Source organism: Granulicatella sp. HMSC30F09, from assembly GCF_001806915.1.
In the GTDB taxonomy this organism is placed as follows: Bacteria; Bacillota; Bacilli; order Lactobacillales; family Aerococcaceae; genus Granulicatella; species Granulicatella adiacens.
Genome location: NZ_KV786405.1, coordinates 14,863 through 38,372, shown reverse-complemented (window position 1 = coordinate 38,372; position 23,510 = coordinate 14,863). Strand labels below are relative to the sequence as shown.

Annotated in this window: 22 protein-coding genes; 1 reads left to right on the top strand and 21 read right to left on the bottom strand. The window is 39.6% G+C overall.

What is annotated here, in order from left to right; genetic code table 11:
- Nucleotides 1-64 precede the first annotated feature (64 nt).
- From HMPREF3103_RS00700 to pth, 16 genes are all read right to left on the bottom strand, one after another.
- Nucleotides 65-1,003 carry a 2-keto-3-deoxygluconate permease gene (locus tag HMPREF3103_RS00700; protein WP_005606104.1) on the bottom strand — a complete coding sequence of 313 codons (939 nt, stop codon included), beginning with the start codon at nt 1,001-1,003 and terminating at the stop codon, nt 65-67.
- Between the two features lie 46 nt (nt 1,004-1,049).
- Complete coding sequence (locus tag HMPREF3103_RS00695) at nt 1,050-1,799, bottom strand: SDR family NAD(P)-dependent oxidoreductase (protein ID WP_070436832.1); 750 nt, start codon at nt 1,797-1,799, stop codon at nt 1,050-1,052.
- 220 nt (nt 1,800-2,019) lie between these two features.
- Nucleotides 2,020-2,985, bottom strand: coding sequence for a hypothetical protein (locus tag HMPREF3103_RS00690; RefSeq protein ID WP_070436831.1), 966 nt, complete (start codon nt 2,983-2,985; stop codon nt 2,020-2,022).
- Nucleotides 2,986-3,051: 66 nt separating this feature from the next.
- Nucleotides 3,052-4,005 carry a hypothetical protein gene (locus HMPREF3103_RS00685; protein ID WP_070436830.1) on the bottom strand — a complete coding sequence of 318 codons (954 nt, stop codon included), beginning with the start codon at nt 4,003-4,005 and terminating at the stop codon, nt 3,052-3,054.
- 205 nt (nt 4,006-4,210) lie between these two features.
- Nucleotides 4,211-4,711 (bottom strand): helix-turn-helix domain-containing protein, encoded by a 501-nt coding sequence (locus HMPREF3103_RS00680; protein ID WP_083278678.1) that lies wholly within the window; start codon nt 4,709-4,711, stop codon nt 4,211-4,213.
- 190 nt (nt 4,712-4,901) lie between these two features.
- Nucleotides 4,902-5,795, bottom strand: a complete 894-nt coding sequence (gene hslO, locus HMPREF3103_RS00675) for an Hsp33 family molecular chaperone HslO (protein ID WP_070436828.1) — start codon at nt 5,793-5,795, stop codon at nt 4,902-4,904.
- Nucleotides 5,796-5,856: 61 nt separating this feature from the next.
- A complete protein-coding gene (ftsH, locus tag HMPREF3103_RS00670; protein ID WP_070436827.1) occupies nt 5,857-7,962 on the bottom strand; it encodes an ATP-dependent zinc metalloprotease FtsH in 2,106 nt (701 codons plus the stop codon).
- Between the two features lie 101 nt (nt 7,963-8,063).
- Nucleotides 8,064-8,606 (bottom strand): hypoxanthine phosphoribosyltransferase, encoded by a 543-nt coding sequence (gene hpt, locus HMPREF3103_RS00665; protein ID WP_005606114.1) that lies wholly within the window; start codon nt 8,604-8,606, stop codon nt 8,064-8,066.
- On the bottom strand, nt 8,593-9,966 hold the full coding sequence (gene tilS, locus HMPREF3103_RS00660) for a tRNA lysidine(34) synthetase TilS (protein WP_070436826.1): 1,374 nt from the start codon (nt 9,964-9,966) through the stop codon (nt 8,593-8,595). Before tilS ends, hpt begins: the two co-directional genes overlap by 14 nt.
- 63 nt (nt 9,967-10,029) lie before the next feature.
- Nucleotides 10,030-10,524 carry a S1 domain-containing RNA-binding protein gene (locus tag HMPREF3103_RS00655; RefSeq protein WP_070436823.1) on the bottom strand — a complete coding sequence of 165 codons (495 nt, stop codon included), beginning with the start codon at nt 10,522-10,524 and terminating at the stop codon, nt 10,030-10,032.
- 68 nt (nt 10,525-10,592) lie between these two features.
- Nucleotides 10,593-11,036, bottom strand: coding sequence for an FtsB family cell division protein (locus HMPREF3103_RS00650; RefSeq protein ID WP_070436821.1), 444 nt, complete (start codon nt 11,034-11,036; stop codon nt 10,593-10,595).
- A 197-nt stretch (nt 11,037-11,233) separates the two neighbouring features.
- Entirely contained in the window at nt 11,234-11,941 is a 708-nt protein-coding gene (locus tag HMPREF3103_RS00645; RefSeq protein ID WP_083278677.1) for an MgtC/SapB family protein, read from the bottom strand.
- Nucleotides 11,942-12,080: 139 nt separating this feature from the next.
- A complete protein-coding gene (locus HMPREF3103_RS00640; RefSeq protein WP_049554842.1) occupies nt 12,081-12,356 on the bottom strand; it encodes an RNA-binding S4 domain-containing protein in 276 nt (91 codons plus the stop codon).
- On the bottom strand, nt 12,343-13,962 hold the full coding sequence (locus HMPREF3103_RS00635) for a putative polysaccharide biosynthesis protein (protein ID WP_070436819.1): 1,620 nt from the start codon (nt 13,960-13,962) through the stop codon (nt 12,343-12,345). Before HMPREF3103_RS00635 ends, HMPREF3103_RS00640 begins: the two co-directional genes overlap by 14 nt.
- Nucleotides 13,946-17,485: a transcription-repair coupling factor gene (gene mfd / locus HMPREF3103_RS00630; protein ID WP_070436817.1), complete on the bottom strand. Its 3,540-nt coding sequence runs from the start codon at nt 17,483-17,485 to the stop codon at nt 13,946-13,948. Before mfd ends, HMPREF3103_RS00635 begins: the two co-directional genes overlap by 17 nt.
- A 69-nt stretch (nt 17,486-17,554) precedes the next feature.
- Nucleotides 17,555-18,115, bottom strand: coding sequence for an aminoacyl-tRNA hydrolase (gene pth / locus HMPREF3103_RS00625; RefSeq protein WP_070436813.1), 561 nt, complete (start codon nt 18,113-18,115; stop codon nt 17,555-17,557).
- A gap of 200 nt (nt 18,116-18,315) precedes the next feature.
- Between pth and HMPREF3103_RS00620 the strand changes: the two genes are divergently transcribed.
- Nucleotides 18,316-19,290: an L-lactate dehydrogenase gene (locus tag HMPREF3103_RS00620; protein WP_049554846.1), complete on the top strand. Its 975-nt coding sequence runs from the start codon at nt 18,316-18,318 to the stop codon at nt 19,288-19,290.
- A 44-nt stretch (nt 19,291-19,334) separates the two neighbouring features.
- Here HMPREF3103_RS00620 and HMPREF3103_RS00615 read toward each other — a convergent pair whose 3' ends face one another.
- The 5 genes from HMPREF3103_RS00615 to rapZ all read right to left on the bottom strand — a co-directional run bounded on the left by HMPREF3103_RS00615 (nt 19,335) and on the right by rapZ (nt 23,456).
- Nucleotides 19,335-20,024 carry a DUF554 domain-containing protein gene (locus tag HMPREF3103_RS00615; protein ID WP_070436811.1) on the bottom strand — a complete coding sequence of 230 codons (690 nt, stop codon included), beginning with the start codon at nt 20,022-20,024 and terminating at the stop codon, nt 19,335-19,337.
- A 53-nt stretch (nt 20,025-20,077) separates the two neighbouring features.
- Nucleotides 20,078-20,455, bottom strand: a complete 378-nt coding sequence (locus HMPREF3103_RS00610) for a single-stranded DNA-binding protein (RefSeq protein WP_049554848.1) — start codon at nt 20,453-20,455, stop codon at nt 20,078-20,080.
- Between the two features lie 48 nt (nt 20,456-20,503).
- Nucleotides 20,504-21,451: a DNA-binding protein WhiA gene (whiA, locus tag HMPREF3103_RS00605; RefSeq protein WP_305793936.1), complete on the bottom strand. Its 948-nt coding sequence runs from the start codon at nt 21,449-21,451 to the stop codon at nt 20,504-20,506.
- Nucleotides 21,452-21,519: 68 nt separating this feature from the next.
- Complete coding sequence (gene yvcK, locus HMPREF3103_RS00600) at nt 21,520-22,563, bottom strand: gluconeogenesis factor YvcK family protein (protein WP_082160243.1); 1,044 nt, start codon at nt 22,561-22,563, stop codon at nt 21,520-21,522.
- Nucleotides 22,560-23,456, bottom strand: coding sequence for an RNase adapter RapZ (rapZ, locus tag HMPREF3103_RS00595; RefSeq protein ID WP_005606151.1), 897 nt, complete (start codon nt 23,454-23,456; stop codon nt 22,560-22,562). The genes yvcK and rapZ overlap by 4 nt, the downstream gene beginning before the upstream one ends.
- Nucleotides 23,457-23,510: the final 54 nt, after the last annotated feature.

The window sequence follows — 23,510 nt, the reverse complement described above, 5'->3', positions numbered from 1 at the left end:
GATTTTCTGTCTAACTTTTAGGGTGCACTTCAAAATCCGAGGTGGTTTCACTTTTTAAATACGATTAAGCTTCTTGTACTTCAGCTTCTTTTTTGTTTCCGAATTTTTTAGCGATATACGCTGTTAAGATTGGAGTTAAAATCGCTGTTACGATTACTGAAGCGGTAATTTGAGTCGTTGCGGTTGCTTCAATTCCTTTGAACGTTGCATCCACTGCTGAAAGTGCAGCTGGTGTAGCAATAGCGCTGGCTGCTGTACTTGAGATGGCAGCACCGGCAACCCCGTTCCCACCTGTTAAGCGGTCTGCGGCGATGGAGGCAATACCCCCAACGAGTGTAGTAATCACCCCTAGTAAAATACCAGGTAGACCTCCTTCAAGGATTTGACCAAAGCTCATATTTGCCCCTAAACAGAAACCAACGACGATAATGATAGCCGTAATCCCATTTGAGAGTACTTTTTTCATGTAAGGGAAGGCATTTCCTAACGCAATCCCTAACACAAGTGGTAATACCGTTCCGACTAAGTTCCAAATCGAGATGTTTGCAAGGCCGGCACTACTTAATACGGCCATTGTTACCATTGGTCCAACACTTAATGTTGTAATCCCAACGGCCCCAGCATCGATTTCGTCCCCGTATACATCTACAATCCCCGCATACATGGCATTATTAGCTACAGAAATGGCACCAATAACGGCAACAGCGCTAAGTCCGAGGAAGTTGTCATTGAATACTTTCGCGACCAATAACCCTAAGACTACAGATACCGCAATTTTCGCTAAAATAATTGCTGCCCCACGTCCAACGGCTTTTGGTGTGTTTTTAAGAGAAATGGTCCCCCCGATAATGAAGAGGAATGCCCCAACAAGTGGTCCAGCACCTTTCACGATTGGAGTGGTAAATCCACCAATTTGTAATACTTGAGGGAAAAACGTATTTATCACACATCCAATAAACATTGGAATAATGATAGTATCCCCAGGAATTTTAATCTTTTTCATACTGTTCACAGTCCTTCTCTGATTTGGAATAAGAATCTAGCTAAAATCAGCCATCTAATGTGATACCGCCATCGCAGTCACCGATTTCCCCTGTTACAAAGCTTGCAAGATCGCTTGCGAAGAAGAGAATCATTTGAGCGATTTCAACTGGTTCTGCACGACGTCCAAGAGGGATCATGCTGATTACTTTTTGGCTCTTTTCTTTATCTTCTGATAATACTGTCGTCATATCTGTACGAGTGAATGAAGGGCATACAGCGTTACATGCGATATTGTATTTACCGCCTTCTTTAGCAACGGCTTTTGTTAGCCCATTTAAACCAGCTTTAGAAGAAGCATAAGCAGCAGTCCCTAAAAGTCCACCACCTAGTTTCGCAGCAACTGAAGAAACGTTTACGATACGTCCACCCTTGTTTTCGATAAAGTGAGGGAAAATGGTGCTAATGGTTGAGAAGCATCCTGAAAGATTGATACGGATTGTTCTTTCCCATTCTTCGTATGTTAATTGATCGAATGGTTTTGCACTAATCACCCCAGCGCAGTTCACTAAAATATCGACTTTGCGTTCTGCTAAAATTTCATTCATGCTTTTTACGATAGATTCATGATTTCCTAAATCCATGTATTTGAAGCTTGTGTGTTCTCGCCCGAATTCTTCAACAGTTTTGTTTGCTGCAGCTTCATTAATATCTGCAATGACTACAAAACCGCCACCTTCTACGATACCGCGAACGATTTCTTTACCAATACCATTTGCCCCACCAGTGACAATGGCAACTTTACCTGTGAAATCCATAAAATCACGTCCTTTGATTTGATATGTTCATCATATCACTAAACAATGAACATTCGACTCTTTTTATGGTTATCATTTGTTAACTTTTTAACTTGTTTGTGACCGAATTAATGTTCCTATACCAGATCTAAACCCGCAGTATCAAAAGGTTTCTACACAACAAAACAGCCCACGAACAAATCGTAGACTGTTTTGAGTACCATAAAAAAATTTTATTTTTTTAAAATTGAATATAAACATTATAGGAGCAAATTTCTCTTAAATAATGGACTAAATCAATGACATTGTCCTGTAAATTACCAAGTGGAACTTTTTCTACTGGCTTACGGCCTTCTTTGAAGAACGAAAATTGATATTTCGCGCCCCATTTTGATTTTTGACGAATAACGGATGCACTGACTGCTTTTTCTAAGTCTACTACCCTGAACTCCGTCCCAAAAGAAACCAAAATTCCGTCTTTGACAAGTACCCCAAGTTGATCATCAAGATACTCCGCATCATCCAATAAACGTTTCATATCGTCTTGATAGTCAGGGAACAGCTCATCAAAACGAGCATAGTGTTTTTTTATTTGACGAACGCGAACGATTTGCCACACCAACACAATAACAAAAAACACGATGACCACTATTAACATCACGATGTCGAAAAATCTATCTGCATTATTCGTAATGGTTAAATAATGAGTTTTATCCAATTTATAGAGAGTCGCCTGCACAGAAAGTGGGCTCAGTTTGAATTTTTCTTCAAATTTTTCCTTCATTTCTTGCGTAATATTTGTTTTGACGCTAGATCTCCCTTTTTTCTCTTTCTCATTAACTACACGTATATTCAAGTAGAAGTCTGATGTGGCGAGCGCGTTCGTTTTATCCGGAAGCGCCTGTTTAAACTCTAGAATTTGTTTGATTTCGGAAGTATCTGTTTTTAAGAACGATACTCCATAATTATGTTTCACTAAATAATATGTTTCATCGTCTATCTCTAGCGGACTTGGGTCAATATCTAACACTTTAATCGAACTAGACGATGAATCTTTTTCCATTTCATAAATGATTCCATGTTCGTATAATTCACGTCCACTCATAAAGCCAAACGAAACTACAATCCCCACCATTGCCACTATTAATCCTAACAGGACCGTGAGTATCCACATTCCCCATGTTCGTCTTAAAATTCCTTTATGCATCCCGACCCCTCTTACTTTCTATTGAAATTTTTAACTTATCTTCTTTGAACCGCATATCCACTTCTATTAAAACGATATCGATATTTTGGTTCTTTCTTTTTCATTCAAATATTCCACTAATTGGCGAACATCTTCTAGACGATTCTTCAATTGAATGGTTACTTTCTTATTCCCGCTAAATCCAAAATCGATGGCATAGGCAACACTGCTTTTTGCCAATTGGCGACGAACTTCAACATTTCGTACTTCCCGTAGCTTAATCACTCTAAAATCGTTATTATAGCAAACTAATTTGTGATCCTTCACCAGTACTTTTAGGATAGGATCGTGAAAATCTGCATCCATTGGTAAAGCCTTCATATTTAGTGCGTATCTCGGAAACTCTTTATCGAACATCTCGTAATGTTCCTTCAAAGACCGTACTCGTTTATATGCACCGTAAAAGTATGCCAACGCTATTAAAATGACAAAAAGCGTAACCGCCGTCTCCACTAAACGATTTGTAAAAGATGTCAGTGTTAAATAATGAAGGAAATCTAGTTCTAATGTGTTTCCTAGCGTTCCTTTCTGATATTGGGTCATAATTGCTTTTATCAATGCTGCCGGTATATGGACGGTAGTACTCCCTCTACGACCTTTCGTCACTGCTGGTGTTACACGAACATTTAAATAAATATTCTTATCTCTTAAAGGCTCCCATCCCTTCAAATTCTCTTTTTTCAAATCCAATAGTTGCTGAATGTCATTGGCCTGTGCTTGAAGAGGTGTAACCCCTTTTTCATGCTTTACTAAATAATATTCGTTTCCATCGTAAGTGACGGCCTCTAAGTCTATATCCAACACACGAATCGCAACGGACGTTCCCGCATGATTCAAATGATAAATCTCCCCCGCCTTATAGAGCGCCTCTCCTCCCATGTATCCTTTAATGGTTCCAAACAGAAAGAAAATTCCTATCATTGCTAAGACAAGAGCTGTCCCCCATAGAGAGAGCGTTCTTCTCACATATCCTTTATGCACTACTAACTCCACTTCCTTATGCTTGTTCCTATGCAGAATGAATGTTAATTATTTATATGGATAGGAAACAAATGATTCAAAAATAAACTGTCCAGCCCATTATAAATCAAAAGAAGGTAAAAAACATCTGATAATATACTCTATCGCTATAATGAAAGAGGCTGCCCTCTAAGATACCCCCCCGAGATGCAGCCTTCAAATCGTTCTATTCAGTTGTAGAGTTGTTTTGTTTAGAATTTTCCTCATTCCCAATCACTTTATCTAAGTACTGTTTTTTTATCGTTAAAGCTTTGCTGATTGCAAATGCAGAAGCGATTAAAAGAATGAAGGTTAACCAAATCCATGTGGTAAATTCAGCTGGGAAGCTCGAGCCAGCAAAAATAAGATAGATTGCCAACGCGACTATAAAAATATGAATAACCTGCCATCGACCAAAAGACTTCACTTCTTTATAATATCTGTCTTTTTCATCTTCAGTCAGTTCGATTTTTTGACTTTTAGTCGTATTTTCATCTAAGAGCAGGTAATCTGTCGTTACTTGAAAGATAGTACTTAACTCAATAATCTTCTCGATTTCTGGAAGAGCTTGACCGGATTCCCATTTAGAAATGCTTTGACGGGAAACTTTAATTTGTTCCGCTAGCGTTTCTTGTGACCATCCTTTTTCTTTTCTAAGGTTGTATATTTTTTCAGCGAGTTTCATCATTTCATCCTCCTTTATTCTATTCTAATCCTAACAATTTTATCTCAACTTGAAAATACAGTCTCCTAACCTTTTTGTCAACTAGTGGTTGCACCTTCAGTTGCATTTTAAATCAGCAGAAAAATCAAGCAATCATACAACCAGATAAATAAAAAAGCTCTAAACACCCAAGCAGTGTTTAAAGCTTTAATCCTTATTTCTCGCGTTGAGATTTAATCTCATCAATTAAGCTTTGTAGTTCAGCTTCTTCGAAATGATATTTTTCGCCACAGAAATGACACACCACTTCTGCACCGTGATCTTCGTCAATGAGATGTTGTAAGTCATCTACTCCAATCGACATCAATCCTGCACTGAAACGTTCACGTGTACAGCCGCAATGGAACTTCACAGGCATTTCTTCTAATTCACGAATGTTTTCCGAACCTAACAATCGATTTAAAATATCGCGCGGTTGTTCTTGTTGGTCAATCAATTTTGAGACCATTGGAATTTCGTTAATACGACGTTCGATTTCTGAAATCGTCGCTTCGCTAGCTCCTGGCAATAATTGAATCATAAAGCCACCTGCTGCACGAACCGTTTCATCTGGATTGACAAGAACGGATACCCCAACAGCTCCATTAATTTGTTCTGAAACTGCTAAGTAATACGTAAAGTCCATTCCGAGTTCCCCGTCCACAATGGGCACTTGACCAGAAAACGGTTCTCTCATGTTTAAGTCTTTGATAACGGTAATGGTTCCATTTGTTCCAACGACCCCACGGACATCTAATTTTCCTTTGTCGTTTAACTCAAGACTGACATGAGGATTCGTGATATAACCACGCATTTCCCCGCGGCCATTCGCATCGGCCATGATTTTTCCGCCAGGGCCATCACCATTCACTTGAACCGCGATGCGTTCATCCCCTTTTAAACTGCTTGCTAATAATTGCGTTCCGATGATCGTACGTCCAAGCGCTGCCGTTGCAGAACTCCAAGTGTCGTGTCTGCGTTGGGCCTCTGCAATTGCATCTGTTGCTACCATAGCAACGGCTTTAACCTCATCATTGAATGCTAATACTTTTAATAATGAATCTGCCATTTGTTTCTCCTTTTAAAAGAAAAGAGCTGTGACAACAGCCTCAGCTCTCTTTTTCTTTCTATTATTCGTCTTGGTTTTCACCCTCAAGTTCGCTTGGAGCTTCAGTTACATCTGCAACTTCCACTTCCTCGTCCTCTTTTGGATCTTCTTTACCTTCTGCTTGTTCAGCATCACGTTTTGCTAAGGCTTTTTTTGTTTCTTCAAAACTTGCCGCTTCTGATTCGCTTGGATATTCATCTTCCACGATTGTAGCTGGCATTTCACCTGTTTCAAAAAGTGATTTGATAGTACGTTCATCTAATGTTTCTAATTCTAGAAGTTTTTGAGCAATTAATTCTAATTGTTCTTTATGTTCTTCAAGAATTTGAAGAGCTTTTTCATGCGCTTCTTTCATAATACGACGTACTGCATTGTCGATTTCAAACGCCACTTGATCTGAATAAGCTTTTGTTTGACCATAGTCACGTCCGATAAATACTTGATGATTTCCTTCGTATTGAACCGTTCCTAATTCGTCCACCATTCCGTACTCTGTAATCATGCTACGAACGATAGCTGTTGCTTGTTCAAAGTCGTTACTTGCTCCAGTAGTCTTCACGCCAAAGATAAATTCTTCAGCAGCACGACCACCAAGAAGTCCAACTACTTGTTCGAATAATTCTTCTTTTGTCATTAAGAAACGATCTTCTTTTGGAAGCATAATCGCATACCCGCCAGCGCGTCCACGAGGGACAATCGTTACTTTATGAACCACACGAGCATCGCTTAAGACCATGCCCACGATAGTATGTCCTGCTTCATGGTAAGCCACCATTTCGCGTTCTTTCTTGCTGATAGCACGGTCTTTCTTCGCTGGACCTGCAATTACACGGTCATGTGCTTCATCCACGTCTAATGCGTCAATGGCAGTTTTATCACGACGAGCGGCTACTAAAGCTGCTTCGTTTAATAAGTTTTCAAGTTCAGCACCAGAGAATCCTGGAGTTTGTTGCGCAATCACTTTTAAGTCCACGTCTTTTGCAAGTTTCTTATTGCGTGCGTGTACTTTTAGAATCGCTTCACGGCCTTTCACATCTGGACGACCTACTAAGATTTGACGGTCAAAACGTCCTGGACGAAGTAAGGCTGGATCTAATACGTCTGAACGGTTTGTTGCGGCAATCACGATGATTCCCTCTGTTCCTTCGAACCCGTCCATTTCAACTAGTAATTGGTTTAATGTTTGTTCACGTTCGTCGTGTCCGCCACCCATTCCGGCACCACGTTGACGACCAACAGCATCGATTTCATCGATAAAGATAATTGCTGGAGCATTTTTCTTCGCGTTTTCGAATAAATCACGCACACGGCTTGCCCCAACCCCTACGAACATTTCTACGAATTCAGAACCTGAAATCGAGAAGAAAGGTACGTTTGCTTCACCGGCAACGGCTTTTGCAAGAAGGGTTTTCCCTGTCCCTGGAGGACCCTCAAGAAGTACCCCGGCAGGAATACGAGCACCAAGCGCTGTAAATTTACGTGGGTCTTTTAAAAATTCAACCACTTCTACAAGCTCTTGTTTTTCTTCTTCGGCACCGGCTACATCAGAGAAGCGCACTTTTACGTTTTGTTTCTTCTGATTGGTTGCACGGCTCTTACCAAAGTTCATCGGATTGTTACGTCCGCCTTGGCCACCTTGGCTCATAAACATGCTATAAAGCAAGAATCCTAAAATCCCCAGTGGAATAACCACTTGGATAAGAGCCGCAATCCATACTCCTGTAGAACTTTCTGGTAAAGATTCAACTTTTGTATTTTTTGCTTGAGCGGCTTCATTAATTTCTTTTACAGTAGAGTCATTTGGCAATACTGTTGTTTTGAATTGTGTACTCTTTGTAGAGCGATTATCAAAAATCGATAATCCATTTTGATTTTTAGCTTCCTCTGTAGTTTGTTCCTTAGGATCTGTATATTCCCCAGTAATCGTATAAACAGAGTTTGAATATTGCATTTTTAATTCTTTAATTTCGCCTTTTTTCAAACTTTGCATAAATTCTGTATAAGAAATATCTGCTACAGAGCCTTTCGAATTGCCATTGAACATTCCTACAAAAATGACAATCGCACCGAAAATAAGTATATATAGTAAACTTGATCTAAAAATTGATCGGTTATTATTTGTATTCATTGGACCTCCTCATCTTCTTAAAAAAGAAGAACGATAGTATTCTTAACTACCGCTCCATCATAACATATTTGACTTTTATTGACGAATAGTTTAACTCATTCTTAATTTTCGTAAAATTCTGGTTTCAATACGCCGATACAAGGGAGATTACGATAAAATTGTTTGAAGTCCAATCCATAACCTACAACAAATTTATTTGGAACTTCAATTCCAACATAATCTGCTTCAATGGCTTCTTCACGACGTTCTGGTTTGTCTAATAAAGTTACTACTTTTACACTTGCCGCTTGACGGTGTTTTAATAATTCAACTACGTGTTTTAAAGTACGTCCAGTATCGATAATATCTTCTACGATAATCACATGGCGATCTTTAACGCTTTGACCTAAGTCTTTTAAAATACGAACCTCACCACTTGACTCAAATTCATTTCCATAACTAGATACATCCATGAAATCAATTTCTAAGTTACAGTCCATCGCACGAACTAAATCTGCCATAAAGAAAATAGCACCCTTAAGAATACAAATGACTAACGGATCTTTCCCACGGTAATCTTCCGCTAAAGTAGCACCTAATTTCTTGATTGTTTCTTGTAATTGTTCTTCTGATACTAAAATTTCTGACATATCATTTTTTAACATGTGTGCACCTCGTTTTGTTTTCGTAAGATAGAATCATTTTACCAGTTTCCTCCTCAAAGGACAACGGATGAGCATAGCGATAACCTAAAATTGCACGAATTTTTTTTCCTGCATCCTCCACAACCCAAATTTGTTTTCGTTCTTCAAGTGGAATCTTTGAATTGATAAACCATCTGGAAATTTTTTGATGTTTCGTTCCTTCCGCATTCAGTGCAATTTTATCTCCGGCTTTTGCATGCCGAATGGTTAGTGGAAAATCCTCTCTATTCACTGGAAAAGCAAATTCTGAAGACGTCTTTCCTGTTGTGAGCAAAATTTGCTCATCTTCATTTGGTCGAATTAATGTATCCTCTGGCTTGGAGAGTATGTACTCAATATTCGGAACAACTCTCGCTCTTCCTTTTTCAAATGAACATTCTTCATAACGCTTCTTAAACTTCCATCCATTTGACAAATCTAGAGTGAGCTGCGCTTTATTCGAACCTATTTTTTCTAAGATTTGTTCCATCTGGGCAACTGAAATCGTTGTATCCATTTGTATGAGTACTTGTTGTAAGAGTAATCGTTGCATCTCTACAGGTTCTTTCAGGAATGCTTCGCGGTGGAATGCAACTTTTTTCTTTCCTTTTTGGAATAACAGCTCCTGTTTTTCCTCTAAAATTGGCATTAAGCAGGCCACGGCATCCGCAATCATCTGTGCACTCTTTTGGAAGTGACTTCCGGCATTTGGATTTTCCTCCTTTAGGAAAGGAACCACATGATGACGATATCTATTTCTTGTATAATTGTCCGATTCATTCGATTTGTCCTCTAAATAAGGAACTTGATGTGTTTCGGCTTCTTTGTATAGCTCTTTTTTATCCAGTGATAGGAATGGGCGTAAAATCGTCATCCCTTTCACCTGACGAATTTCCTTCATCCCAGACAATCCTTCCAATGTACTGCCTCTAGACCACTTCATTAAAATGGTTTCGAGTTGATCATCTTGGTGATGTGCTAATACTAAATAATGGGCTTGATGTTTCTTTAATACTTCCTCAAAAAATTCATAACGAAAATTTCTTAAGACACTTTCTGAAGCTTTTTCTTCCTTCGTTTCCTTCCAATTTTTTATTTCAAATGGAATTTGACGCGATTTACAAAAGCGACGGACTAATTGTTCTTCATCCATCGATTGTGCTCGAAGTCCATAATTGACATGCGCAACTACAATATGGTTTTTCGCATCGTCTTCAAACAAGAGAGCCATAGCATTCAATAAGACCATCGAATCGACTCCACCAGATACAGCGAGAACATATTTTTGATGAGTATACTCAGGTACTCTTTTTCTAAAAAAGCTAGCTAGTTGATGTTGCATAGGTCTCTCCTTTCTGTCAAAAAAATCTCCCCTAGCATACACTAGAAGAGATTAGAATAGTCATTATGAACGGCGACCGCCACGGCCTCCACGTTTCCCTTCAGTGTTACGTTTCAATGAAGTTAAACGATCTTCAGAGTCTTTCAAGAAGGAACTCATTAATGAATCAAAATCAGTTGCTTTTGATTGCGAAGGAGATTTCTTTTCATATGGAGAAGCTGATTTCCCAGCAAAGCGATTTTTCTTGAAATCTTGTGAATCTTGATTACGTGGTGTGAAAGTTTTTTTGTTTTTAGATTTGTCTTCAGTATCTTCCTTTGGTTTATCAACGGCACGACGAATCGATAAACTAATTTTGCCATCGTCAGCAATTGTCATGACTTTCACTTTAACTTCGTCTCCAACCTTCAAAACTTCTTTGATATCTTGGATAAACGAATCTGAAACCTCACTGATGTGAACAAGACCTGTTTTACGATCTCCTAAATCGACAAAAACTCCAAAATTTGTAATTCCAGTAACTTTACCTGGGATTACGTTTCCTACTTCGATTGACATATAAAAAGCGTTCCTCCTTCATTTTTATCCTTTTTATACACGCTCACGTATAAAAAGGGTTCATTGCCTTATCGGTTTTGTGTGGTTACTTTAACAACAGTTTCCCCTTGTTCCACTTCTTCTTTGACTTGTTGCGCTTTGTTTTCAGCAGTGTCATTAGGCGTACTAAAAATAATTTCTCCATTTTTGCTTAAATAGTATTCACTACGCGCTAACTTCGCAATGTATTCATCGCTTTGAAGAAGTTCAACTTGCTGTGTTAAAGATTCTTTTTGTTTTTCAGCGAATTCTTTTTCAGCTTTTGCCTTTTCAATCTTTTGATCTAACTGATTCGCTTGTTGTAATTGATTCCCAATTCCGACAATCATCACTCCGGATATGGCAATTAATGCAATCACAATCAGCTTGGTCACTAGTGAATGGCTTTTCCAAACTGGCGAAGAAGTTTTTTGTTGTCTTTTTTGGTTGATAGAAACGGTATTCGAATTTGTCGATTGATTTTGTTGCTTCACCTTAATTGTCTCCTTTTTAACTTATACACAATGAGTATAACAAGAATGAGCCTTATCGTCTATGATTACACTAAGAATTTTTTTATTTTTTTATGATTCTCCCTATTTTTTAAGGATGGCCTTTCCTTCTAAAATTTTTTAAAACGATTTCTTTAAAAATAAATACCGCGGAGAAGCTCTCTGCGGTATCAAAAAATTTAATTTACATCTTCAGTCCGTAATTTAACACGCTTAATTACGACTTGATTTTCCGTTTCACGAATGTAATTTTTTAAGTTTTCAATGACAATCTCTTCATCATTTTGGATACGAATTACCAGCTCATATTTTTCGTCGTCTAATTCTCTAGCTTCGACTTGGATAGATTGATAATCCCCAAAATGACAGTAATTATAAATAGACTGTACAATCGTTGGGTTTGGAATCTCACAATAAATATTTACTTGACGGCTTTTTCTTTGTAATAAAGGTTCATAAGCAAGTTTTTGTACGATGACGATAACTGCTGAACATACAGCTCCAAAGAACCAAAATCCTCCACCGATTGCTAATCCAATCCCTGCAGTTGCCCAAATTCCTGAGGCAGTAGTCAGTCCGCTCACACGTTTGTCACGCATGAAGATAATTCCCCCGCCAATAAAGCTGATTCCGCTGACCACTTGCGCAGCTACACGTGCCGTATCAAAGTGTGGTGTATCCAAAAAAGCTTCTTTAGAAATAATCATCATTAAACACGAAGTCAACGCTACAATCATGTGCGTTTTTACGCCTGCTTGTTTATTTCTGGAGGTACGCTCATAACCAATCGCCAATCCACATGCGCACGAAATAAAAATAGCCAAAAAATGACGTAATTCCATCCAACCATTGAATGGTTGCAATATATTAATGGCATGTAAATCCACGGTTATTCCTCCTTTACTCTTTTTAAAAAGTACTATTTATCATACCCCTTTCTGCAACGGAAGTCAACAGAAAACGCATACATTTTTCGAACAAAAAACTAGGCTCCCTCAAACGAGAGAACCTAGTTTTAGATTCATTTTATAAATCTGTGTTTTCTTCTTTAATGAACTTTTCTTCTAAAATCGTAAACATTTCTTTAGCGTCTTCTTTTCTTGTTGAATCCATCAACGCTTCCACTTGAACTAAGACATGTTTGTTCCCGAATTGAATTGCGATTTTATCACCAACTTTTACGTCCGTTGAAGATTTCGCCACTTTATCATTAATAAACACACGTCCCTTGTCAGCCACTTCTTTAGCCACTGTACGACGTTTAATTAATCGGGATACTTTTAAAAACTTATCGAGTCTCATCATTTTCCTCTTTTCTACTAAATTTTCTAAGCAAGGATTTTCCTTTAGGGATTAGAACCCATTCGCGTTTTGTAAATAAATTCCATTTCATCGTTCCAGCTAAGAAGAGTGCTACCCCGATGAAGGCATACAACAATGAAAATACAAAAGCCATCGTTCTAGAATCTTGAAGTCCTGCAAAGTGCCACGTACCGTAGGATAATATCGACACGATAACGGTCATTCCCATCGCAATTCCCGCAAGAAGCTGTATGAAATTCCCTTCATGCAACACACTTATAAAAATGTCTTTTGCAAAAGCCATCATCACGCCCATCATGACACATAATCCAAGCGCTGTAGCTAGACTCGCACCAAGAGTTCCAAACATAGCAACAAATAAGTAATTCGTACTAGCTTTCACTACAAGCCCTGCTGTCAGTGCCAGGAGCGTTTTTGGATATTGATGCAGACTTTGGAAAATGCCGTGCAGCGACATAATGACTGACGCAAAGAAAATACTTGTGATATAAACAAGCAGTACTGCCTGTCCATTCGCATCTCCAAAGAGTGCAGTATTTAACCACGGCAAGATGGCCATCATCCCCATCGTCGCAACGAGTGAGAATGTCATCGTCATTCGAAGAAGAGACGCGGATAATCTCTTAAACTCTAAGTCGTGGCCTTTCTTGAAGGCACGCGATAACATCGGCATATAGCTCGATGAAAATCCGACACCAACGACCATTCCTAATTGAACAAGCGGTTGCCCACGGTCGTAAATTCCCTTGAGGTCTTTTGCCACTTCTGGAAGTATCCCTTGGTCTGTTAACACATTATACACAGAAAACGAATCCACCAATTGGAACAAGACTAAAATCGAACTCAGTAGGCAGATAGTTCCCCCTTCAAAGGCAAAGCGTTTAAAGAGATGCCCAAAAGTTGGAACTTCCATTTCTACAGGTGAAATCGTCAAACCGTCGAGCGGATCTTTCGTTTCTAGATATGCATAATACAGCATCACAAGAATCGCAAAGACTGCCGCAATCGTCGCACTCGACATCGCCCATGTCCCCATCGTGTAATAGTCTGAAATAGTGCTACCGAATAGACTCGCCACGAACAGAATTACAGCGACACGAACAACCTGTTCCACCACTTGCGAGATTGCGGTCGGCATCATCCGAAAGCTCCCTTGGAAATACCCTCTTGTGATCACCAAAAACGGCATCATTAGAAACATCCAGGAGACGCTTTGAACGACTGGTAAGAGCTCAACATCCCCCATCCAATGAGCAATCATTCCAGCCCCCAAATGGAGGAAGGCAAAAATCCCCACTCCAATGAGGCTAGCAATCACGAATAGCTGCTTCAATAATTTCTTTAAATGTGTCGACTCTAAGTATTCAGCGACTACATTGGACACGAATACCGGGAATCCTGTTAATGCAAAGGTCATACCGATTCCATAAATAGGATACACCTGCTGGTATACATAGAACCCGGTGTTTCCCACCATATTTTGGAAAGGAACTCGGTAAACCGCGCTCAAAATCTTAGCAATAAACGCGGCAATCGAGAGCGCAATCGCCCCTTGCATCATCCCTTTACTATTTATCTTCTTCATGTTTTTCCTCATCGCGGGCTAGAATTTCCCCGCATGTTTTTACAAACAGTTTAACTTGCTCAAGCCATAAGTCAACAGGCTTTTGCGTGATATTTAATAAAATCTGAAGACTTTCGCCCTTATTGGCCACTTGTGCTGGTAATTTCACTGGACCAAGCGCTTCAAAGACTGGCACTCCTTGCAGGTGAGTCGCACTTGGAGGTGCAATCGTAATCGTCACCGAATTATCTTTACGTTTAATCGATACGACATCAATCTCGTTGGCGTAATGCTTAATCAATCCAACTTCTGCTAATGCGCTCACTTCATCTGGGAAGTCCCCGAAGCGGTCGATAAAGTCATCGAGCAATTCTTCATAAGCTTCCACGCTATCAATCGAGCGAATGCGTTTATACATCTCGATTTTTTGACGTTCGTCTTGAATGTAGCTAGACGGAATATACGCATCAATCTGTAAGTCGATTTCGACGGTTTCTTCGTCAGACTTCACTTCTTTTCCTTGTTTCTTCAACACGGCTTCGCTTAATAATTGAGAATATAAGTCGAATCCGACCGAATCGATAAATCCATGTTGTTGTTTCCCAAGTAAATTCCCTGCCCCACGAATCGATAAGTCACGCATGGCAATCTTGAACCCAGAGCCAAGTTCTGTAAAGTCACGCATTGCTTGAAGACGCTTCTCGCTAACTTCGGTTAAGACTTTATCTGGTTGATACATAAGGTATGCATAGGCAATACGATTTGTACGACCGACACGCCCGCGTAATTGATACAACTGCGAAAGTCCCATATAGTCTGCATTTTCAATAAAGAGCGTGTTTACGTTTGGAATATCGACCCCGGTTTCAATAATCGTGGTCGTCACTAACACATCGTATTCTCCTTCAATAAATTGGAAGAGAATATTTTCTAGCGTCGTCTCACTCATTTGACCATGAATCACACCAACACGACATCCTGGGACGAGCGCTCTAAGTTCGTCCGCCTTCTTCTCAATCGTTTCGACACGATTGTATAAATAGAAGACTTGTCCGCCACGAGCCATCTCGCGTTCGATTCCGTCTCGAATCGTCATTGGGTTTTGTTCCATCACAAAAGTTTGGACTGGATATCGGTTTGCTGGTGGCGTTTCGATGACGGATAAATCACGCACCCCAAGCATAGACATATGGAGTGTGCGTGGAATTGGCGTTGCTGTTAGCGTCAATACGTCCACTTGCGATTTTAATTGTTTCAAACGTTCCTTATGCTTCACTCCAAAGCGTTGTTCTTCGTCAACAATGAGAAGTCCTAAGTCGAGAAACTGCACGTCTTTTGAAAGAAGACGATGAGTTCCAATCACGATATCGACTGCTCCCTTGCGAAGCTTTTCAATCGTTTCTTCTTGTTCTTTTTTACTACGGAATCGACTCAGTAAACCAATCTTAAACGGATAGTCAGAAAATCTTTGAACAAAATTTTCGTAATGCTGCTCGGCAAGAATTGTGGTTGGTACTAAGACAGCCGCTTGTTTTCCATCCATGACCGACTTGAAGACCGCACGCATGGCTACTTCCGTTTTCCCGTATCCAACGTCCCCGACAAGCAGACGGTCCATCGGTTTGTCCTTTTGCATGTCTTCCTTAATTTCTGCCACACTGCGCAATTGGTCTTGCGTCTCCGTGTATGGGAAGGCTTGTTCGAATTCTTGTTGCTCGACTGTATCGCGGCTAAACGCATACCCTTTTTCTGCGTCACGTTTGGCATATAATTCGATGAGTTCATCGGCGATATCCTCAATCTTAGCCGTTACTTTACGTTTTGTCTTCGCCCATTCCGTACCGCCTAATTTATTGAGTTTTGGTACTTTGGCATCAGACGACACATATTTTTGAACGAGCTTAATTTGAGAAACTGGAACGAATAAATTCCCGCCATCTTGATAGTGAATCGACATGTAATCTTGATGGATGCCGCCGATTTCGAGCGTCTCCATCCCCTGATACACACCGACCCCGTGATTCACGTGAACCACATAGTCCCCAACCGCTAATTCGGTATAGCTCTTCAAACGTTCCGCATTCGATATTTTTTGATTTCGCGGTGCGCGTTTTGTGAGTTTATTAAACAATTCGCGTTCCGTTAAAATAGCAAATTTATCTTCTGGTAGTTCAAACCCATTGTGCATCTTGCCGACCATGATTTGAAGTTGCCCTTCCAGTACAGTCCCGTTTGAAATCACACTCTTGATTTCAAAATCCGCAAAGGTTTGTTCTACTTTTTGTGCACGTTTGGCATCATCAACTAAAACGATGACTGTCGCACCTTGCTTCTTCCAGCGGTCTGCCTCAACTTTCACCATCGGCATTTGCGAGAAGAACTGTGTCATGGTACGTGTCGTAATCGGATGAATCGCATCGAGTGCTAGTCGTCCGAGCCCTTTTTGGAAAATGGCTAAATACGTTCTCTTAAGAGGACTCTCCTTTAATACTTTTCGTCCATCTTGAACAAGAGACAATCCAGACGCAATCGCACCTGTTTCGATATGGTGCGTCTTCCAATAGCCGGCCTCTTCTTCTAACGACTTACTCTTCTCGATAAAACGAGCATAGTCATCAATAATGAGGTACGCATCTTTAGAAACATAATCTAATAAACTTGTCTTTTCTGGATAAATACATTCTAAAAAGTACGTTAAGTTTGAAGGAATTTCTCCATTTTCTAATTGTGCATCGATGGCTTGTTGAATATTAGTCACTTGATCCCTGCGTTCTGGGGTTTGGGAAGCCTTCACGTCCTTTTCATAGAGCGCGTGAATTTTCGCTTGCGCCTTCCAGACGGCTTCCTTTTGGAGTGGTAAGTCTGTGGCGGGTAAGATTCGCACTTCTTGAATCACATCCATCGAACGTTGCGTCTCCGCATTAAATGCGCGAATCGAATCCACTTCTGTATCAAAGAAATCAAGACGTAGTGGGTACTCTTGGTCGAGAGGATAAATATCGACGATACTTCCACGGAGCGCAAATTCACCAGGAGTCGCGACCATATTTTCACGACGATAACCTAATTCCACTAACTGTTCTACAAAGGCATCCATCGATTCGATTTCAGACCCCATCGCAAGTTCAATAGAACTCTTTTTCCAGACATCCACTGGAACTAAGAGCTTTTGAATACCAGACAGCGGCACAATGACGATACCCTTTTGACCACGACTTAAGAAATCGAGCGTGCGAATGCGTTGGCTCACCACATCTGGCGACACCACTGAAAAATCTGCGGCAAGTGACTCCTCTACTGGAAAGAGATGAACAATATCCTCATCATACCACTCTGATAATTCCTCATAAGTCTGCGTTGCTTGTAAGAGCGTTGGCGTTACAATCACTAATTGCTTATCTAATTTTTCAAATGCGCACGACTCGGCCCAGTGTTTTACAGAACCACTGAGTCCTAGAACCAATTGACTCTCGTGCAGATTAAGAGTATCAAACCACTCTTTAAATCCTTTCAGTTTACTGATCGTTTGGTGCAATAATTGCATAACTTTCTCCTTTTTCTAACGACAAAAAGAGACCGCGAAAAACTTCGCAGCATCTCTTCTTCTATTTTTTTAATTAAATTGATTCATGGTTTTAACAAAATCATCCGTATCAATCCACGAACGAATCGCATCAACACTCTTTTGCACCGCAAAAATAATGTCCTCTTCTTCCTCTTTTTCAAAACGGTTGAGCACATGTCCTACAACAGTACGTCCCTCTTTAGGACGGCCAACCCCAACCTTAATTCTGTTAAACTCACTTGTTCCGAGGCAGGAAATAATACTCTTCATCCCATTATGGCCACCAGCGCTACCTTTTTGACGAAGGCGAATTTTCCCGACTGGTAAATCCATATCATCATAAACGACTAAAAGATTTTCAATTTCAATTTTAAAATAATTCATCAATGGTCGAATCGCTTCACCTGATAAATTCATAAACGTCAACGGCTTCATGAAGATGACTTTTTCTCCGCCCATTTGCACCTGTGCAAATACTGCATCAAAAAGAGCTTTATCAAAATCAAACTTTTCTTGATAGGCCACTTCGTCCATTGTCATGAATCCGACATTATGTCTGGTCCCTTTATACTTTGCTCCAGGATTTCCTAGACCAACGACTAATTTCATACTTTCACCTATTCTTTTTTCTTCTATTTTGCTATTATACCATACCCCTACAACTTCCCGTTATTAATTCACTTTTTCACGAAATTGTGTTTTTTATGTATTATTTGTCATAATAAAGGCCTTATGAAAATCAATTTTCAGAAAATCGTGCTATACTTATTTATGGATATTCCATTACTAATTTTTTAGGAGGTATGAACATGGAAAAATCTCAAAAACATGGTAATAAAGTAATTTTAGTCGGTGACGGTGCCGTTGGTTCTAGTTACGCTTACGCTCTTGTATTACAGGGGATTGCGGAAGAACTCGGAATCATTGATATCAATTTCGAAAAAACAGAAGGCGATGCGTTAGACTTATCACATGCCTTAGCTTTCAATGCCCCTAAAAAGATTTATGCAGCGACATACGAAGACTGCCACGATGCAGATATTGTATGTATTACTGCTGGAGCAGCTCAAAAACCAGGCGAAACTCGCTTGGATTTAGTCTCTAAAAACTTAAAGATTTTGAAAAACATTGTAGATTCTATTATGGCTAGTGGATTTGATGGAATCTTCCTAATGGCTTCAAACCCAGTGGATATCTTAACTTATGCAACTTGGAAATTCTCTGGACTTCCAAAAGAACGCGTTATTGGTTCTGGTACTTCTTTAGATAGTGCTCGTTTCCGTCAAACAATCGCTGAATTAGTAGGCGTTGACGCTCGTAATGTCCACGGATATATCATGGGTGAACACGGAGATACTGAATTCCCAGTTTGGTCTCATACAAACGTCGGTGGTTTACAAATCTATGAATGGGTTCGTCAAAATCCACATGTAGATGAAGAAAAATTAGTCGAAGTATTCTTCCAAGTGCGTGATGCAGCTTACGAAATTATCGCTAAAAAAGGTGCGACTTACTACGGTATCGGTGCTACTCTAGCACGTATTACAAAAGCCATCTTAAATAATGAACAAGCGATTTTCCCATTATCCGTATATCTTGAAGGTCAATATGGACAAGATGATATTTATATCGGAGCTCCAGCCGTTATCGGTCGTGAAGGGATTCGTCAAATCATCGAAATCCCTCTAGCAGACTCTGAACAAGAGAAAATGAACTTATCTGCAAGAACATTGAAATCCATCCTAAACGATGCTTTTGAAAAACTAGAAGCAGAAAATAACTAATCAAAAGGAAAACTGAGTCGATAAAATCGACTCAGTTTTTTCCATTAAAACATCGTTAAAATGGGCACGATTATAATAGGCATGAAAATAGCGGGCAAGAAATTAAGGACTTTTATCTTTGTAATCCCTAAAAGATTCATTGCTAAGCCCACTAACAGTAAAGACCCCACTGCTGACATAGAAACTGTGACTGTCTCACTTAAATAAGGTGCTACGAATTGCGATAATCCTACTAGAATTAACTCATATGCAATAACAGCTACAGATGATAGGCCAACGCCAATCCCTTCAGTTGCAGCAAGAAATATCGAAGTAATCCCATCTAAAATGGATTTAGTCTGAAGCAAACTAGGCTCTCCAGTCAATCCTAGTTGAATCGACCCCATTGTAGCCAGGGCTCCTACACAGAAAATCATCACCGCAGCGACAAATCCTTCTCCTAAATTGACATTTGTCTCTTTTCCTTTTGAAGTTTTCTCTTGAAGCCAATCCGCAAATTTGCGAACCCGTTCCTCCATTTGAATCCCTTCACCCACAAGCGCTCCACAAACGAGCGATAAAATCATAATCATACTACTAGGAATTTGAATGGCTCCTTTTATTCCTACTAAAAATACACAAAGAGCTAAGCCTTGCATAATATGTTGGGAAAAACGCTCTGCGATAATATTTCTGAGAAATACTCCCACAATCGCCCCTACTGCAATAGCTACTCCATTTATTAAAATAATCACTGAAAAACTCCTTCATTCTAATCTATTACGCGAAGGAATTTTTCTCCTTAACGCTATTCCACAAAAAGACTTTGCGGATCTTCAAACGGAGATTCTATCTCCTCAGTTTCGTGCTTTCTTTCTAAAAAATAAACTTGTTCAATAACGACTTCGGTAACGTAGACTTCTTGATGATTCTTGTTCGTATAGCGACGCGTATTCAGTCTTCCCTCCACACCAATCCGGTCCCCCTTTTTGACAAACTTGCCAATCCGTTCTGCAATTTTACCCCAAGCGACCACTTGAATGAAGTGTGAATGATAAGAATCATCGTTGTTTCGATATACATTTTGCACCGCAATTGTATTATTAAACACACTCTTTCCTGAAGGTTGAAGCTGTTGTACTTCTACCTCTTTGACAACACGACCAATTAAAGATACTAAGTTCATGGAACCTACCTCCTATAGTTTTTCTATAGTTAGCTACGTTTCCTCCTTTTAATTGGATTTTTCTTCTTTTAGGTTTTGAGCAAATTCCGATATTTTTCGAAGTCTATGATTCACTCCTGATTTTGAGATTGCTCCAGAAGGCAGCATTTCCCCTAATTCTTTCAAACTGATTTCTGGATTTTCTAATCGGATTTTTGCGATTTCGGATAATTTATCAGGCAAGGAATCTAACCCTACCGTATCTTCGATATATTGAATCTCCTCAATTTGACGAGTTGCGGCATTGACCACCTTATTGATATTTGCATTTTCACAATTCACTAGGCGGTTAGCCGTATTTCTCATATCTCGAATAATACGAATATCTTCAAAATGAAGCATCGCGTTTGATGCATGAATCACCGCTAAAAAGTCCGCAATTTTCTCTGCTTCTTTTAAATAAGTGATATATCCTTTTCGACGCTCAATCGTTCTAGCATTCAATCCAAAAGCATTCATCATCTGGCAAATATCATCATTGTGTTCTTCATAAATAGAGTAGATTTCTAGATGATAACGGCTCGTCTTTGGATCATTAATAGAGCCTCCTGCTAGAAAAGCGCCCCGAAGATAAGCACGCATTTTTTCTTCATCATCTCTAATATTTTCCGGAACGCGCATATTGAATAATCCGCTCGATTTGATATTCAAATCTTCTAAAATTTCTTCCGTTCCATGTTTCAGACGTACAATATAAACATTATTTTTCTTTAGTTTCATTTTGCGTCGAACCAAGAGTTCACTCTCAACTTGATAATACTTCTTCAATAAAATATAAATACGTCTAGCAATGGCTGCATTTTCCGTCTGAATATTTAAGATTAATTGTCGATTTAAAATCCCAACCGCACCATTCATTCGAATAAGCGCTGCTAATTCGTATTTGGAATAATCATATTGCACTTCAAGCTGTGTTAACTCTTGTTTTGTTTCTGCAGCAAAAGATAATAAGGTCACTCGGTTGTTCCTCCTTTCTCTTTTTGTCATAGCGAAGGAGCCAAAAGACAAGCCTTGGCTCCTTCTCCTTAATTATTTTCAGTTTTTGCACTTTGTAAGAGACGGAATAATTCATCAATTACTTTTTCTCCGTCATGGTATACGCCATTTTCACGAAGACGAATAAAGTCTGATGAAATAACACGACATCCTTGGTCTCTTAATCCTTGGAAGTCATATTTTACCTGATAAAGATATTCTTCATTCTTTTGTTGGCTTAAATATTCTTCCGGAACTTCCTCTGTGTTCACTAGAACCGTATCAATAAAATTCGTTCCTAAATGTTCATGTAACACTCGAACATGATCGGCATCCGTAAATTGCTCGGTCTCCCCTAATTGGGTCATGATGTTACAAATATACACTACTTCTGCATTCGTTTCACAGACTGCTTCACCAATATCACTAATCATGAGGTTGGGTAAAATACTCGTGTATAAACTTCCAGGTCCTAACACGACCATATCGGCTTCCATAATAGCATTAATCACTTCTCTGGCCGCCTCTGGAGTTCGGTGTTCGTCTAACTGGCGATTTTCATCATAACAGTGAACCGAAACCTTTTTAATTTCTTTGCGTAATTTCACTAATTTAGATTCCCCGTCTACAATCGTGCCATCTTTAAACTCCGCACGAAGTAATAAAGGTTCTTCTGCCGCAGGATAAACATGTCCTTCGACCGCCATCATTCGAGATAGTAAACGGATGGCATCAAAAATATTATTCCCTCGCATTTCCGTTAATGCTGCAATAATTAAGTTCCCAATCGCATGCCCTGCAAAGAATTGATCATCAGAATTGAAACGGTATTGGAAGATTTCTTTTTGCAGAGGATTCATTGGCGAAAGAGCAATCATACAATTTCGAATATCTCCTGGTGGGACAACGTTCATGTAGTCCCTGATGACTCCTGAACTTCCGCCATCATCGGCAACTGTCACGATTGCAGTGACTTCTGCATCACGCTTTCGGAGGTTTCTAAGGAGAACAGGCAGTCCCGTTCCTCCTCCAATTACGGTAATTTTTGGACCCTTTTTCTTCCTCGGAGGGTTTGGTGTTACCTCAAACATCATGAGCGTCCATTCCCTTCTTTACGACGATCTTTGTCACGATGAGAAATTTTCACATTATAAGAGTCGGATAATAATTCACGGCCAATTCGTTCAGCAAAAGCTACCGAACGGTGTTGTCCACCTGTACATCCAATCGCAATTGTTACGCTTGATTTTCCTTCTTTCTTGTAACCCGGAATTGAGAAGTCCAGTAAGTCCATCAATTTATGATAGAACGTCTTCGCTTCTGGCTGACTCATTACATAGTCATAAACCGGTTCATCTAATCCTGTCAAAGGACGTAACTCTGGAATATAGTGTGGGTTTGGTAAGAAACGAACATCCATCACCACATCCGCATCAATTGGTAATCCATATTTAAATCCAAAGGACATCACTTGAATCGTAAATACGCCCTCTTGTCCATTAGAGAAAGCTTGCATGATTTCTTCACGTAACTGACGAGGAGATAAATTCGTTGTATCAATGACTTTTTGCGAGCGAGTCTTAATATCTTGTAGTAAACGACGCTCCGCAATAATTCCATCATAAATACGCCCTTCCCCAGCTAATGGATGAGTTCTTCTAGTTTCTTTATAACGAGAGACTAAAGCATCATCACTCGCTTCTAAAAATAAAATTTTTGTGGTAATAAAGGAAGTATTATCTAGTCCAGCGATTGCGGACATGATTTCATCAAAGAACGCACGAGAACGTAAATCGATTACGAGCGCAATCTTTGTAATTTTTCCTGATTCTTTCACTAATTCCCAGAATTTTGGTAATAAACTTGGCGGCATATTATCGACACAGAAATATCCCATATCTTCAAAACTTTGCATAGCAACGGTTTTTCCTGCACCGCTCATTCCTGTAATGACGACTAATTCTAATTGATCTACTGTCATTGTCATTCTCCTATCTTTTATCAGATATAATAACCTTTTTAATTATAACATATCCGGGCG